Annotated in this window: 15 protein-coding genes; 4 read left to right on the plus strand and 11 right to left on the minus strand. The window is 56.5% G+C overall.

Annotated elements, in window-relative coordinates; translation table 11 throughout:
• Positions 1–3: 3 nt before the first annotated feature.
• The 9 genes from rsgA to C772_RS04850 all read right to left on the minus strand — a co-directional run bounded on the left by rsgA (position 4) and on the right by C772_RS04850 (position 8,076).
• Positions 4–1,086 (minus strand): ribosome small subunit-dependent GTPase A, encoded by a 1,083-nt coding sequence (rsgA, locus tag C772_RS04810; RefSeq protein ID WP_008297858.1) that lies wholly within the window; start codon positions 1,084–1,086, stop codon positions 4–6.
• Between the two features lie 268 nt (positions 1,087–1,354).
• Positions 1,355–2,557, minus strand: a complete 1,203-nt coding sequence (locus tag C772_RS04815) for an NRAMP family divalent metal transporter (protein ID WP_008297860.1) — start codon at positions 2,555–2,557, stop codon at positions 1,355–1,357.
• A 51-nt stretch (positions 2,558–2,608) separates the two neighbouring features.
• Positions 2,609–3,382, minus strand: a complete 774-nt coding sequence (locus C772_RS04820) for a LamB/YcsF family protein (RefSeq protein ID WP_008297862.1) — start codon at positions 3,380–3,382, stop codon at positions 2,609–2,611.
• A gap of 2 nt (positions 3,383–3,384) precedes the next feature.
• Entirely contained in the window at positions 3,385–4,392 is a 1,008-nt protein-coding gene (locus C772_RS04825; protein WP_008297863.1) for a 5-oxoprolinase subunit C family protein, read from the minus strand.
• Positions 4,379–5,077: a 5-oxoprolinase subunit PxpB gene (gene pxpB / locus C772_RS04830; RefSeq protein WP_008297865.1), complete on the minus strand. Its 699-nt coding sequence runs from the start codon at positions 5,075–5,077 to the stop codon at positions 4,379–4,381. The genes C772_RS04825 and pxpB overlap by 14 nt, the downstream gene beginning before the upstream one ends.
• A 145-nt stretch (positions 5,078–5,222) precedes the next feature.
• Positions 5,223–5,729 (minus strand): DUF3231 family protein, encoded by a 507-nt coding sequence (locus C772_RS04835; RefSeq protein WP_008297866.1) that lies wholly within the window; start codon positions 5,727–5,729, stop codon positions 5,223–5,225.
• Positions 5,730–5,799: 70 nt separating this feature from the next.
• A complete protein-coding gene (locus tag C772_RS04840) occupies positions 5,800–6,246 on the minus strand; it encodes a DUF4385 domain-containing protein (protein ID WP_008297868.1) in 447 nt (148 codons plus the stop codon).
• Positions 6,236–6,988, minus strand: a complete 753-nt coding sequence (locus C772_RS04845) for an ABC transporter ATP-binding protein (RefSeq protein WP_008297869.1) — start codon at positions 6,986–6,988, stop codon at positions 6,236–6,238. The genes C772_RS04840 and C772_RS04845 overlap by 11 nt, the downstream gene beginning before the upstream one ends.
• A complete protein-coding gene (locus tag C772_RS04850; RefSeq protein ID WP_008297872.1) occupies positions 6,985–8,076 on the minus strand; it encodes an ABC transporter permease in 1,092 nt (363 codons plus the stop codon). The genes C772_RS04845 and C772_RS04850 overlap by 4 nt, the downstream gene beginning before the upstream one ends.
• A 190-nt stretch (positions 8,077–8,266) precedes the next feature.
• On the opposite strand from C772_RS04850, the gene C772_RS04855 reads away from it, so the two are divergent.
• The 4 genes from C772_RS04855 to C772_RS04870 all read left to right on the plus strand — a co-directional run bounded on the left by C772_RS04855 (position 8,267) and on the right by C772_RS04870 (position 11,604).
• A complete protein-coding gene (locus C772_RS04855) occupies positions 8,267–9,139 on the plus strand; it encodes a putative RNA methyltransferase (RefSeq protein WP_008297874.1) in 873 nt (290 codons plus the stop codon).
• Positions 9,140–9,339: 200 nt separating this feature from the next.
• Entirely contained in the window at positions 9,340–10,137 is a 798-nt protein-coding gene (locus C772_RS04860; RefSeq protein WP_008297875.1) for an ABC transporter substrate-binding protein, read from the plus strand.
• Positions 10,138–10,229: 92 nt separating this feature from the next.
• Positions 10,230–10,895, plus strand: coding sequence for an amino acid ABC transporter permease (locus C772_RS04865; RefSeq protein WP_008297877.1), 666 nt, complete (start codon positions 10,230–10,232; stop codon positions 10,893–10,895).
• Entirely contained in the window at positions 10,882–11,604 is a 723-nt protein-coding gene (locus tag C772_RS04870; RefSeq protein WP_008297880.1) for an amino acid ABC transporter ATP-binding protein, read from the plus strand. The genes C772_RS04865 and C772_RS04870 overlap by 14 nt, the downstream gene beginning before the upstream one ends.
• A 353-nt stretch (positions 11,605–11,957) precedes the next feature.
• On the opposite strand, the gene C772_RS04875 is transcribed toward C772_RS04870, so the two are convergent.
• The gene (locus C772_RS04875) at positions 11,958–12,953 is read right to left on the minus strand and encodes an ornithine cyclodeaminase family protein (protein WP_008297882.1); all 996 of its coding nucleotides are present in this window, start codon (positions 12,951–12,953) and stop codon (positions 11,958–11,960) included.
• Positions 12,954–12,981: 28 nt separating this feature from the next.
• Entirely contained in the window at positions 12,982–14,295 is a 1,314-nt protein-coding gene (locus C772_RS04880) for an MFS transporter (RefSeq protein ID WP_200858840.1), read from the minus strand.
• Positions 14,296–14,313: the final 18 nt, after the last annotated feature.

Raw genomic sequence — 14,313 nt, forward strand, 5'->3', positions numbered from 1 at the left:
GTTTCATCGTTTCTTCTGTTTTTGTGCGCGGCGCACGGCCTTGGTCAGGTCCTTGCGCTGCTTTGCGCTTGCCATCCTGGCACGGGCATCGGATTTCTGTTCGATATAGGCGATTTCCCGCTGGAGTTTAAAATAGCTTGTGAGCCTTTCTTCCGGCAGCCGGCCCTCTTCAACCGCTTCGCGGACCGCGCAGCCCGGTTCTTTTTTGTGTCCGCAATCGCGGTACCGGCAAGAATCTGCCAATTCATCAATATCACTGAAACCGGATTCCAATCCCTCGCTCTGATCCATCAGCTGGAGTTCCCGCATTCCCGGTGTATCGATCAGGCAGGCCCCGCCCGGCAGCGGGATCAGTTCGCGGTGGGTCGTCGTATGTCGTCCCTTTGCGTCATCTTCCCGGATGTCCTGCACGGCCATCATTTCCTTGCCCGACAGCGCATTCGTGAGTGTGGACTTGCCTGCCCCGGAAGAGCCGAGAAGCGCGGCCGTCACCCCTTCACCGAGAAAGGCGCGGACTTCGTCGAGCCCTTCCCCGGTCACAGCACTCACGAGCACCGTATCCACGCCGAACGCGACACCTCCGAGCTCATCCAGATAGTCGGACGGATTCTCGCACAGATCCTTTTTCGTCAGCACGATCACCGGCCTCGCCCCGGAATCCCAGGCTGCAACCAGATACCGCTCCAGCCTGCGGGCGTTAAAGTCGGCATTCAGGCTCATGACGAGAAAGACGATGTCCACATTCGCCGCGACGATCTGTTCCTCCACCCGCTGCCCCGCTTCCTTGCGTGTAAAGACCGAAGTCCGGTCAAGCAGCGCATGGATAATTCCTTTCTCCTCGCCGGGCATCTGCTCCACGAGCACCCAGTCCCCGACTGACGGGAAATCCATCCTTCCGGCTGAATGGAACGCAAAACTGCCCGAAACCGCCGAGAGCCATTCCCCATGCTCCGTCACCACGCGGTACATCCGTTTGTGTTCAAGGACCACCCGGCCCGGAATGCACCGTGAAAACTCGGGTGTCGCCATCAGGCTCTCCGCCTGCGTCTTGAACGGATCTTTAAAACCATATTGGGTCGTATTCAAATTCATTTCCTCCTGTTATGTCCGTGACCATAAGAAAAACCTCCGACAGCACCGTCAATCCGGCGGCTGTGGAGGTTCTCAGGCACGCGAAACAGGAGAACGCGTCAAAACGCGCCCCGCAGGCGTGTGATTCCAGGCCGACCGGATTGTTTCACTGCAATCTCTACTTTAGCCATCTCACATCACCTGCTTTCCGTTGTCTGTTAAATTTAGAATACCAAGTTGGGGCTTGTCCCGTCAATCGGGTTCTGAAAAATATTAGTCCGAATCACTTAAACAACTGAGGGATTCCATTGATCAGGGAATAACCGCCCATCAAAGCCATTGCGATGACCGTGATGATACCGAGTACTGTCAGCCACGCCGGATGCTTGTAATCACCGACAATCCGCGTCTTGTAGGCGGCAATCAGCATGACGCCGAGCGCGAGCGGCAGGATGAGGCCGTTGAGCGAGCCGACGAGCACGAGAATCTTTACGGGCTGCCCCACGATAACAAAGACGAGAGTGGAGATCAAAATGAATCCGATGATGAACTTTTTCGCATGCCGGTCGATCCATGTGCTGAACGACCGGATAAAGGAGACGGATGTGTAGGCCGCTCCTACCACCGACGTGACCGCGGCCGACCACATGACAACGCCGAAGATCTTATAGCCGATGTCCCCTGCCGCCAGCTGGAAGACGGATGCCGGCGGGTTGCCCGGATCCAGCTTCAGCCCCTGGGATACGACACCGAGAACGGCAAGAAACAGAAGGATCCGCATAAGCGAGGCGACCCCGATCGCGGTGACCGCACTTTTCGAGACAACGGGCAGATACTCCTTCCCCTTGATGCCGGCGTCAATAAGCCGGTGACCGCCCGCGAAGGTGATATAACCGCCGACTGTCCCCCCGACAAGCGTGACTATGGCCAGGACATCCAGCTCAAGCGGGGCCACCGTACGCAGCGCTGCTTCCCCGTATGGCGGCTGTGCGGTGAACATGACATAAAGTGTCAGCGCAATCATGACAAAGCCCAAAATCTGTGTGAACCGGTCCATGGCACGGCCCGCTTCCTTCACGATAAAGATGCCGATGGCAAGAAGGCAGCTGATGATGGCGCCTGTTTTCGGATCGAGGCCGAACAGCACATTGGCGCCCAGGCCCGCACCCCCGATGTTGCCGATGTTAAAAGCCAGGCCGCCCATAACGACAAGCAGCGCGAGCACATACCCCAGGCCCGGCAGCACATCGTTTGCGATGTCCTGCGCCCGTTTGCCGGAAACGGCGATGATCCGCCAGATGTTCAGCTGCGCGGCAATGTCAATCAGAATTGAAATCAGGATGACGAACGCAAAGCTCGCCAGGAGCTGTTCGGTAAATACTGTCGTCTGCGTAAGAAAACCCGGTCCGATGGCCGAGGTGGCCATCAGGAACGCGGCACCGAGCATGACGCTGCGGATTTGTTTTTGGTCCACTGTCTGATTCATTGGTCTCCCCCTACATTTCCCCTATTCTCTAGCGAATGTTTTACCGGACAGTCATGAAAACCGGCTGCCGATCTTCTCCACTTTTACCCCTTCCTCGGGCAGCAGGGCTTTGAGCCGGCGGGCAAACTCCAGTGCGGTGACGCCGTCGCCATGGATGCAGACGGTGTCCGCGCGCAGTTTGAAATCAGTCTGGTCGACTGTCTTCACTTTGCCCTCTTTGACCATCCGGACCACCTGTGCTCCTGCAGTTTCCGGATCCGTGATGAGCGCGTTCGGTTCCCGGCGGTTCGTGAGTGATCCGTTCGGCTGATACGTCCGGTCCGAAAAGACTTCGCTCGCAGTCCGGAGCCCGATTTTTTCTCCGGCCCTGATCAGTTCGCTGCCCGACAGTCCGAAAAGGATGAGTTCGGGGTTCACGGCATACACCGCTTCCGCAACCGCATCGGAAAGCAAAGCATCCTTTGCCGCCATGTTGTAGAGCGCACCGTGCGGCTTGACGTGCTGCATCACGCCCCCTTCCGAGCGGATAAACGCATCAAGGGCACCGATCTGGTACATCGTGAGGTCATACGCCTCTTCCGCTGAAATGGCCATGGCGCGCCGGCCGAATCCGGCCAGGTCAGGCGTTCCGGGATGGGCACCGATTCCGACGCCTTTTTCCATTGCCATCCGCACCGTTTTCTTCATGACGGACGGATCACCCGCGTGAAAGCCGCAGGCGACGTTTGCACTTGTGATCAGGTCAAGGATTTGTTCGTCATTTCCCATCGTATAGGCACCAAATGATTCTCCCATATCGCAGTTCAGGTCCACTTGATAATCCATGTTTATACCCCTTTCATTTTCAGCTCTACGGCCAGTTTCAGTTCCGCAAGCCGTTTTTTCCGTTGAATCAGAAGCTGTTGCGCTTCATCCACGGATACTTCCTTGAATCGGAGTTGGGCCCCCGGCTGCAGCTGGGCGACAAGCGGAAGGTCGACCGATGCCGCCTGGCCGATCTTCGGGTAGCCCCCGGTTGTCTGCCGGTCCGCCATGAGAAGGATCGGACTGCCGCCGGACGGCACCTGGACCGCCCCGGCCACGACACCTTCCGAAAGAAGCTCTCGCGGCTCGGACAAACGGAGCGCATCCCCTTTCAGCCGGTAGCCCATCCGGTCGGATTCCGAGGAGACGGTGAAGGTCCCACTGAAGAACAGTGACCTGCTTTCTTCGTCAAACCAGCGATGCTGCGGCCCTTTCATCATCCGTATTTCCGCCTGATTTCCGTAACGCGGAACGAGTTCATCCGAGACGGACCAGTCCGCGGCACAGAATTGCCTCTCTCCGGCTTTGGAAAGGGCTGTCGCGGCCCAATGCTTTGCGAGAATGGACGGCTTCCCGGCCTGAAGCATGTCGCCCTTCTTAAGGCACCGGCCTTCCACTCCGCCTATACGGGCTTTTGTATAAGTCGACCGGCTGCCCATCACTTCCGGCACATCGATTCCGCCGGCGACCGCGATATAGACCCGGCAGCCCGAGACCGGCTTTCCGAATGTAAGGACCGCTCCTGCCTTTACGGCAACCGGCCTCCACATCGGGACTGGTTCCCCATCAATACCCGGCGACAGGTCCCCGCCTGCAAGGGCAATCAGGCTGTCCATTTCAAAGCGGATGGACGGTCCGGCAAGAGCCGCTTCAATTGTGGCGCAAGTCTCGCTGTTGCCGGCAAGAAGATTTGCCACCCGGTGTGAATACGGATCCATCGCGCCGCCCGCAACCACCCCATACTGCTGGAAGCCCGGCCGGCCCAGGTCCTGGACAGACGTCTGGAGGCCCGACTTCTCAATGATGAGCATGGCGGTCCACCTCCATCTTTTTATATTCTTCGGTGGTGATCGGCCTGAACCTGACTTGGTCCCCCGGCCGCAGAAGGCTCGGAATCTCCTGATCCGGCAAAAACAGTTCGACCGGCGTCCTGCCGATCAGCTGCCAGCCTCCCGGCGTCCCAATCGGATACACACCGGTCTGCGCGCCTGCGATCCCAACCGTTCTTGCCGGAATTTCCAATCGCGGCGACGGCCTTCTCGGGGCCGCAATCCGTTCATCCATTCCTCCCAGGAACGGGAACCCGGGGGCAAAACCGATCATCTTCACGTCATAAGTAGTTCCGGAGTGGATCCGGATCACTTCTTCCTCGGTCAGACCGTTATGGTCCGCGACAAACGCCAGGTCAGGCCCGAACTCACCTCCATAGCAAACCGGAATCTCGACGGTGCGTCCTTCGCCTTTTCCGGCCGGCCTGACATCCGAAAGAATCTCGCGCAGCCTTTTCTCCATTGTTCTATACGTCATTCCTCCCTCTGCGTCATAGCAGACGGTCACGGTGACATAAGCCTGGATCACATCAGACACGCCGTGAATCTCTGCACGTGTGATTGCTTCTGCAATCGCCCGCACTAGCGCCGTGGTTTCGTCACTGATCGACTCACCGGCCGTCACAACAATGGCCCCGTCCCCCAGCGGGTGGTAGTTCAGCTCCATAGACATCCCTTCTTTCTACCCTGACTGTTTTGACAATTCGTGTCGAAACTCCTTCTCTGAGAAAGAATCTTGCCGATTGCCTTCTTTTGGAATGCCTTTAGGTATACAAAAAGAAATACGCCCCGCCGAGGCGGAGCGCATTCGTTCAGTTGCTTTTTTGCTGGTGGAGCGGCGGTGTGACAAGCCAGCCCTTTTGCTTCGTAAGGCGTAGCAGCTTTGCCCCTGCAGTGGCGCGGTCTGCATGGAACCGTGCAAAGTGCGCGGCCACATCTTCCCGGCTGCACTGGCCCATCACCTGGCTGCAGGACACGAGGCCCTGGCCTGCATTGACGCCGAGAATTGCGGCGATTTCCTGGTCAGAGAACTTGGCGCCTGTCGGAATGTCCTCGGAGGAAGCTTTTCCTCGGGACGGCATGGCCGGAGGCGGCGTAACGCCATTTTCCTTCAGGATTTTCTCGACGGATGTGTTCTCCGACTTCATCATCTTAATGGCGTCTTCGAGCACGCCGATCAGTTCCTTGTCGCCTGCATGATTCACAAACGCTTCGTACATGCTAATCAGACCATTGTTCGCAGCGACGTAAGCCCAAATACCGACGACCTCACCGTAATGCAGCGGTTCATTTTTCGGATTGTCATTCATGACACCCATTGGCGAATCCCCCATCCTTTTCGTAATCACATTCAGTATGGGGAGAATCCGTTTCCTTTATGCACAGAAATCAGCCGTAATTTTTCTGGTGTTCTTTTTTGCGGCCCAGATAGTCATCATCTTCCCGGATGCGGTCCCAGTATTCTTTGAAGATGGCGGCTGATTTCGCCTTTACCGGATCCTCGACCCGCTCGTGGGTCGTTCCGTCTTCTTTGTACTTCCGGCCGCCTTTGTAATTCGTGTAGCGTCTGGCCCTCGTATAGCCCATCTGGATGAATTTGCGTGCCATGTCCATGCCGACAAAGTCATCGTTCTTCCGATAGTCCTCGAACATCTCATAAAGCGTTTCTGCAGACTGCCTGGCAATGTCCGGCGTACGGAACCGCCAGTGCGGAAGGAGTTCACTCTTGTACGGTTCGACGAGGAGAACGCCCTGCTCGCCCCTGCCGACCCGGTACAGATCTGGACGTTCCCTGAAATCAATGTTGTCAAAATCCAGGTCATAGTCAAATGCCATCTTCATTCCCGCCTTTCTCCAGGAAATCCGTCCGCCCTTCCTCAAGCGGCTCAGCACCGCCTTTGTCGGCTTCGAGATGCAGGACACCATCAACCATTTTATAGACCTTGTCCACATAGTCAGTGAGTCGGGTATCATGCGTGACGACGATGGTTGCAGCATTTTTCTTCACTGCAGCGCTTTTCAGGAGCTTCATTACCTCGAACGCCCGGTCCGAGTCGAGCGATGCAGTCGGCTCATCTGCCAGCAGAAGAGACGGGTTGCTGTAGAGCGCCTTTGCAATGGCGACACGCTGCCGCTCCCCGCCCGACAGGTCGTTCGGATATTTTTTGGCGAGCTTTGTAATTCCGAGCTCTTCCAGCAGACCGTCCCGCTCATCCTTTTTCATGTTGCCCTTTTTGACTTTGTCCAGCAGCTTCAGCTGATCGGAAACCGTCAGGAACGGGACAAGGTTCGAGGACTGGAGGATGAACCCGACATGTTCCAGCCGGACTTTGGAGCGGTCCTTTTCTCCGAGTTCGGTGATCCGCTCGCCCGCAATCCGCACTTCTCCCCCGGTCGGCCCCTGCAGTCCGCCCGCAATCGTCAGCAATGTAGACTTGCCGGAACCCGATGGTCCGATGATTGCAATCACCTCTCCGCGGTTTACATCCAGTGAAGTCTTTTTCAGCGCCCGGACTTCCGTCCTTCCGGAACCGAATGTTTTCGTCACATCGTCCATCTGCAATACATGTTCCGTCATCCCGAAATCGCCTCCAGCGGGTCAATTTTCACAATCGTCCAGACCGACACGAGCGCCCCAAGGATTGCCACCACGATCAGGACGGCTCCATAGATCGCCATCATGCCATAGTCAAACGACACCGGTACGGCGGCCGGCAGGAACTGCCCGGTCAGCACCGTCAGGCCGAACCCGATCAGTACGCCGATCACCGCGAGGATGAAAGTCTGTGCGATGACCGAACGGGACAGATATGCGCTGGAGATGCCCTGCGCCTTCATGACACCGAACATGCTGATCTTCTGAACGGTGAGCACATAAAGGAAGATCGCCACGACCGCCGCCGATATGGCGAACAGGAAGTAGATCATGAACGTCAGTGTCAGGTTCTGCTCGGTGTAGCCCGGAAGGTTTTCGATGAACGTTTCGGACTCCATATACTCCAGGTCTTCCGGTACATCACCGGGCTGAGCGCCTCTGACGACGATTGCGTTCACCATGCCAGACTGCTCTTCCTGTCCCGCAATTTCATCCTGCTGCGCCAGTGCGGCGGCACCCGGACGCACCTTTTCAAAATCGTCCAGATTCATATACAAAACCGGTGCGGCGTTAAAACGGGCTTCGTCCGTGAATCCCGTGATTGTCAGTGTCTCTTCGGACCCGGAAAGGTCCAGTTCATCCCCGATGGAGAACCCTTCCTCCTTCAGGCTGTCCGAGGCGATCACTTCGAACTCCTCCGAGAACCCGTTGCCTTCGGTCGGCTCCGGCATGATGAACTCATCCGGACGGATGCCGAACAGCGCGACACCGCTCTTTACATCACCGTTGTCGGCGATCAGGTTCGTCTGGGCAAGCACCGCCGCTTCATCCGCCTCGACCTCATCGGCCAGGTCAGCCTCCATCATTGACTGCGTCAGACTCTTATCGGACTCATCGGTCAGGTAGATGCCGTCCGCCTGCCACTTGTCGACCGCCTCCCGGTTCAGCCCGGCTAGGCCGGATGCCAGCCCGGACAGGAAGAATACGAGATACGACACAAGCAGCAGCACGGCCGTCACAAGCGCAAACCGGAGTTTATTTTGTCTGATTTCTCGCCACGCCAAAAACATGTCCCCAACTCCTCTGATTCTTTGGAAAAACTTTCAACTCAGTACTTTTTACTTCTACCCCTGCCTGTGAAACGGAAACCGGAAAAGATGGAGAGTTTGTGTCGAAAATGGCGGGAATGCTTTGGACTCGGTACGGAACCTGATAAAATCAGGGCAACCCCATAAACTGTACGGAAAAGAAGGTGCACACATGTCAAAACGGACAGACGGCGCCCGGCGTGCGGCGCGGATCGAGCATGCGCTGAAATGCCCGGTCTGCGGAAATCCGATCCGTGTCGAGGAAGACGGACGGCTCCTTTGCCGGGATCATCATTCATTCGACTTTGCCAAACAGGGCTATGTCAACGTGCTGACCCGGCCTGCCGGCGGCCATTATAATAAGGAACTGTTTGAGGCGAGGCGCCGGATTATGTTGGACAGCGGATTGTATGCCCCGTTCCATGAAGCGGCGGCTGAATGGATCCGGCAGATGCCTGTATCGGATTCCCGGCCGGCTGTCGTCGCCGACATCGGCTGCGGCGAAGGAACACATCTTCACCGGATCCTGGAGAAGCTCGGCGGGCTGAATGTGGCCGGTGCAGGTCTGGATATCGCAAAGGAAGGCGTGCAGCTCGCAGCAAGAGATTTCCAGAGTGCTGTCTGGCTTGTCGGCGACCTGGCCCAATCGCCGTTTTCAGATGGCTCCATCCACGCCATCCTGAATATCCTTTCGCCTTCGAACTACGATGAATTTACCAGGATGCTCGCTCCCGGAGGCAGGCTTATCAAGGTCGTTCCAGGTGCCGGCTACCTGCGTGAGCTGCGGGAAGCCCTTTATACGGATGAGCGCCGGACGTATTCCAATGAAGATACAATTGGTCTCTTCGACCGGCATTTCCGCCGCACGGAAACTGTTCCCCTCCGCTACTCCGTCCGGCTCGAACGCTCGCAGCTTGAAGATCTGGTACGCATGACTCCGCTTTCCTGGTCGCCGGACCCCGAAGCGGTCAACAGATTTCTAGACCGCGAGTCGGCCGAAATCACAGTTGAGCTGGATCTCCTCGTGGGAGAGCCGAGAGACTAAGAGGCAGGTATGCCAACGTTGCAGGTGGGATCGTCAATGTCTTAATGAAGATGATCAACATCTCACCCGCTCTACCAGAGACCTGAAACCGATTTCTCATATGAAATCGGTTTTTTGCATGAATTTGCACTTTACAGAGTGGGACTAAGAGTCTATAATCATTTTAACGAATAAATATACATTCGACGGGGGTTTTATACATGTTTAAGAAAGCAATTTTTGCATCGTTCGCATCCGCAACACTGTTTCTTGCAGCCTGCGGCTCGGGAGGAGATTCCACATCCGGCGACACAACGGACGCGTCGGCGGACAGCGCTGAAACGAAAGTCCTGAAAATGGGCACATCCGCGGACTTCCCTCCATTTGAATTCCGGGACGAAGCGGGCAAGGAAATCGGCTTTGACATCGACCTTGCCAACCACATCGCAGACGAACTCGGCTATGAGCTGGAGATTCATGACATGAAGTTCGACGGCCTGATCGGCGCTCTCAACACAGGCCGCGTCGACATGGTCCTTTCCGGCATGAGTGCAACCGATGAGCGGAAACAGAACGTCGACTTCTCGACCGAGTACAACCGCTCCGGTGAATTCTTCGTCACCACTCCGGATTCAGACATCAAATCCATTGAGGATCTTGAAGGCAAGACCGTCGGCGTTCAGCTGGGAACGATCCAGGAAGATGGCGCAAAACGCCTGAAGGAAAATGAAGGGATCAACTTTGAACTCAAAGCGCTCGACAACTCCCTTCTTCTTATCCAGGAACTGAAGACTGGACGCATCGATGCCGCCTATATGGATAAATCCGTAGCGGTCGGACACGTCAAAGAACAGGGCCTTGGCGGATTCGATGACCCGACGACCAGCTCTCCGGGCATGGCCGTTGCCTTCCCTAAAGACAGCGACCTCGTCGAAGACGTCAATAGTGTGCTTGCCGAAATGGAAGAAGACGGCTCGCTCCAGGAACTCAAGGACAAGTGGCTGACCGACCAGGAATAAGCCTTTGGCAGGGGTTGCCCGCTCATCCGGCAGCCCCTTTTCCTATCCAAACTTCCCGCATGGCCGGGATGACAGAAAAGAGTGAATCCATCATGAATCTCGATTTCACGCAGATGACCCCTTATATCCCATATATGCTGGAAGGCATCTGGGTAACGCTGAAGTTCGTTGCGGTCGCCCTTCTGATCGGTGCCCTGATCGGTACGCTGCTCGCCCTGTTCAAAATCAGCGGTCCCGCTCCGCTCCGGGCATTCGCAGTTGCCTACACGTCCATTTTCCGCGGGACGCCGCTGATCCTCCAGCTGATGCTGATCTACTTTGCCGTCCCGCAGCTGACGGGATATGACATCACCCCGTTCCTGTCGGCGATCACCGCATTCGGGCTGAACTCCGCGGCCTATATTTCCGAAATCATCCGCGCCGGCATTCAGGCGGTTGACAAAGGGCAGGTCGAAGCTGCCCAGGCGCTTGGCGTCCCGTATCGTGCGATGATGAAGGACATCATCCTCCCGCAGGCATTCAAAAATATCCTTCCTGCGCTCATGAACGAAGTCATCACCCTCACGAAGGAATCCGCGCTCGTCTCGACAATCGGCTACCTCGACCTTATGCGCCGCGCGCAGGTCGTCGGTGCCAGCATGTACCGCCAGTTCGAGCCGCTGCTCTTTGTCGGACTCATCTACTGGGTCCTCGTCATGATCCTTACGCTCATCGGACGCAAGATTGAAAGGAGGCTGAAGGCAAGTGATATCCGTTAAGGGACTCGTCAAATCATTCGGTGACCTGGAGGTCCTGAAAGGGATCTCCACAGAAGTCGATGCCGGCCAGGTGATCGCTGTCATCGGCCCGTCCGGCTCCGGAAAGTCGACCTTCCTCCGCTGCCTGAACAAGCTGGAGGAACCGACCGGCGGCACGGTCGAAATCGCCGGTTTTAACATCACCGACAAAAAAGCCGATATCCGGGCCGCGCGCCAGGAGATCGGCATGGTATTCCAGCACTTCCACCTGTTCCCCCACCTTACCGTCCTCGGCAACCTCACGTATGCGCCGATGAAAGTAAGAGGTGAATCAAAAGCACAGGCAGAGGAAAAGGCACGCACCCTCCTCAAGCGGGTCGGCCTGTCGGATAAGGCCGATTCCTATCCGGCCAGCTTGTCAGGCGGCCAGAAACAGCGTGTCGCAATCGCCCGCGCACTCGCCATGGAACCGAAGCTGATGCTGTTCGACGAACCGACATCCGCCCTCGACCCGGAAATGGTCAAGGAAGTGCTCGATGTCATGAAGGACCTCGCAAAAAGCGGCATGACGATGATCGTCGTCACCCACGAAATGGGCTTTGCACGAGAAGTCGCCGACCGCGTCCTGTTCCTCGACCAGGGCAAACTGGTCGAAGAAGGCACACCGGACGAATTCTTCAGCAATCCGAAGACGGACCGGGCGAGGGACTTTCTCGAGAAAGTGCTTTAAAAATGATGAAAAGCGATGCCCGCGCGGCATCGCTTTTTCATATGACGGCCCGCCGGTGAGGCCACTGAAATTCAGATCAAGCGGGGGTTCCGTCATTCATGGGCACAATTTCGTCATTCCCGGGTTCAATCTCATCGTTCACGCTTCCGATTTCGTCATTCGCGGACAAATTGTCAGTCAATGACGAAATTAATCGGCCGAATGACGATACTTCAGGAGCGAATGACGAGATCGCAACAGGGAACCAAATGCCGCGCCAATGATATCTCTAAAAAGCTCTATCGCAAAAGCCTGCGGATAGCGTCCACATTCCTTGAAGTAAAAAGACCGGCATCGCTGCCGGCCCGCAGTTCTTATACCTCAACTTGTACACCGTGTCCCCCTGCTTCCGCTTTCCGGTAGACGCCCTTTGCCACCGCCAGATCGTAATAAGCGGCACCGACACACTTGAAGAAAGTGATCTCATCATCGTTCCCCCGCCCGGATACTTCACCGGTCACCAGGTGCACCAGTTCACCGTGCAGGTCATCAAATGACCAGGCACCAGAGCGGTTTGCGTGGATCAGTTCCCCTGCCTCCTCCTGCACACCATGCAGGTCATCCGCGATGATTTTCGAGCAGCGGCGGATGAACGTCTCGTCCACTTCCCGCATATGCGGCAGGTAAGATCCGACCCCGTTCACATGGGTACCCGGCCGCACGGCTTCACCGTCAAACACCGGCGTCTCGGAGCGTGTCGCACAGTTGATGATGTCCGCACGTTTCACCGCTTCATTGACGTCTTCAACAACTCTGACCCTTACATCCCCAGAAATCCTTCCTTCCCTGCGGAGACGCTCACCGAATGCTTCCGCCTTCGATCGGGTCGGATTGACCAGAAGGATCTCTCGGATATCCCGGACGGCCAGCACACCGAGCACCTGCTCATAAGCCATTCCGCCGGTTCCGATCACACAGAGGACCGACGCCTCTTGCCTGGCGAGACGGTCTGTTGCCAGACCACTCATCGCCCCGGTCCGCAGCCGCGTGAGGTACGACGCATTCAGCGTCGCCAAATGTCTGCCGTCCGTTGCATCGGTCACGAGGACGACGCCCTGTGTGGTCGGCAGTCCGTTCGCTTTCGGATTCTCGGGAAAGATCGAGACAGTCTTGCTAGCTGCTATCCCATCCTGAAGATCCGCACATGGCATGTACAGGACCGAAGCACTCCGCTCCGGGAACCCGATGACCGTGCGGAGCGGGTTGTCGATTTTCCCGTCGGCAAGCGACCTGAGCGTCGCTTCCACATCGGAGATCGCATCGTCCATCCCGTACATGTCCATAATCTGCTGTTCGTTCATGATGATCATTTCTATTCCACCTTTTGTGGCAGCCGAATCAGACCAGCTGCTTTTCTGTGATGTTCGCTTTGCCTGCAGCAGCAGGAACTTCCTCATCCAGCTGCTGGTTGCTCCTGTCACGCACGGCCCAGATGGCGACGAGTGAAACGACCGCCGTGAAGATGATGTAAAGCGCGACCGGCACATAGGAATTATTGAACTGCATCAGTAGCGCCGTTGCGATCAGCGGAGCCGTGCCCCCGGCAACCGCTGCACCGATCTGATAACCGAGCGTGATGCCGGTGTACCGAACTTCCGCCGAGAAGATTTCCGAGAACATGGTTCCGAGTACAGCGGTGATTGGTGCCCAGATGATGCCGAGCCCAATGATGGTCGCGAGGAACATCATGATATTGGACCCTTCATGGAGCATCCAGAAGTACGGGAAGGCAAAGAGGATCATGCCGAACGCTCCCCAGATGTACAGCGGCTTTCGGCCGACTTTGTCGGACAGCTTGCCCATGATCGGAATGAGGATCGTCGTGATGATGGTCGCGACCATGACCGCATTCAGCACTTCACTGTTTGTGTGGCCGACATTGCTTGTCGCATACGATACCACGAATGTCCCAAAGATGTAGAACGGCGCCGTCTCGACGACTTTAGCCCCGACCGCGATCAGCACTTCACGCCAGTGATGTTTGAGTGTGTGGACGAGCGGCACTTTCGGGACGGAACCTTCCGCCTGAACCTTCTTGAACGATGGCGTTTCCTCAATCCCCTTACGGATCCAGAGCCCGAAAATAACGAGCAGCGCACTCAACAGGAACGGCACACGCCAGCCCCAGCTCATGAACGCGTCTTCAGGAAGAAGCGTCATGACGGACAGTGCCAGTGTTCCGAGAACCATGCCGATTGTGACCCCCATTTGCGGCACGGAACCGAAAAAGCCCCGCTGTTCCTTTGGGGCATATTCCACGGCAAGCAGCATCGCGCCGCCCCATTCCCCGCCGATGCCGAGCCCCTGGATCAGACGGAGCGTGATCAGAAGGATCGGGGCCCAGATTCCGATTGCATAATACGTCGGCAGAAGGCCCATCGCAAATGTCGCAATCCCCATCAGGCTGAGTGTCAGGACGAGCGTCTTTTTCCTCCCGATCCGGTCCCCAATATGGCTGAAGATGACCCCGCCGAGCGGACGGATAAAGAACGACAATGCAAATGATGCATAAGCCAGAATCAATCCGATCGACGGATCTTCAGACACGAAGAACATCGTATTAAAGACGAGCGCTGCCACTGTTCCATATAGAAAGTAGTCGAACCACTCGATGGAGCTTCCGACGAGGCTGGCAATCAGTACTCGCCTCATGTCCTTGTCTTTCAAACG

It is taken from the genome of Bhargavaea cecembensis DSE10, assembly GCF_000348905.1.
GTDB lineage: Bacteria > Bacillota > Bacilli > Bacillales_A > Planococcaceae > Bhargavaea > Bhargavaea cecembensis.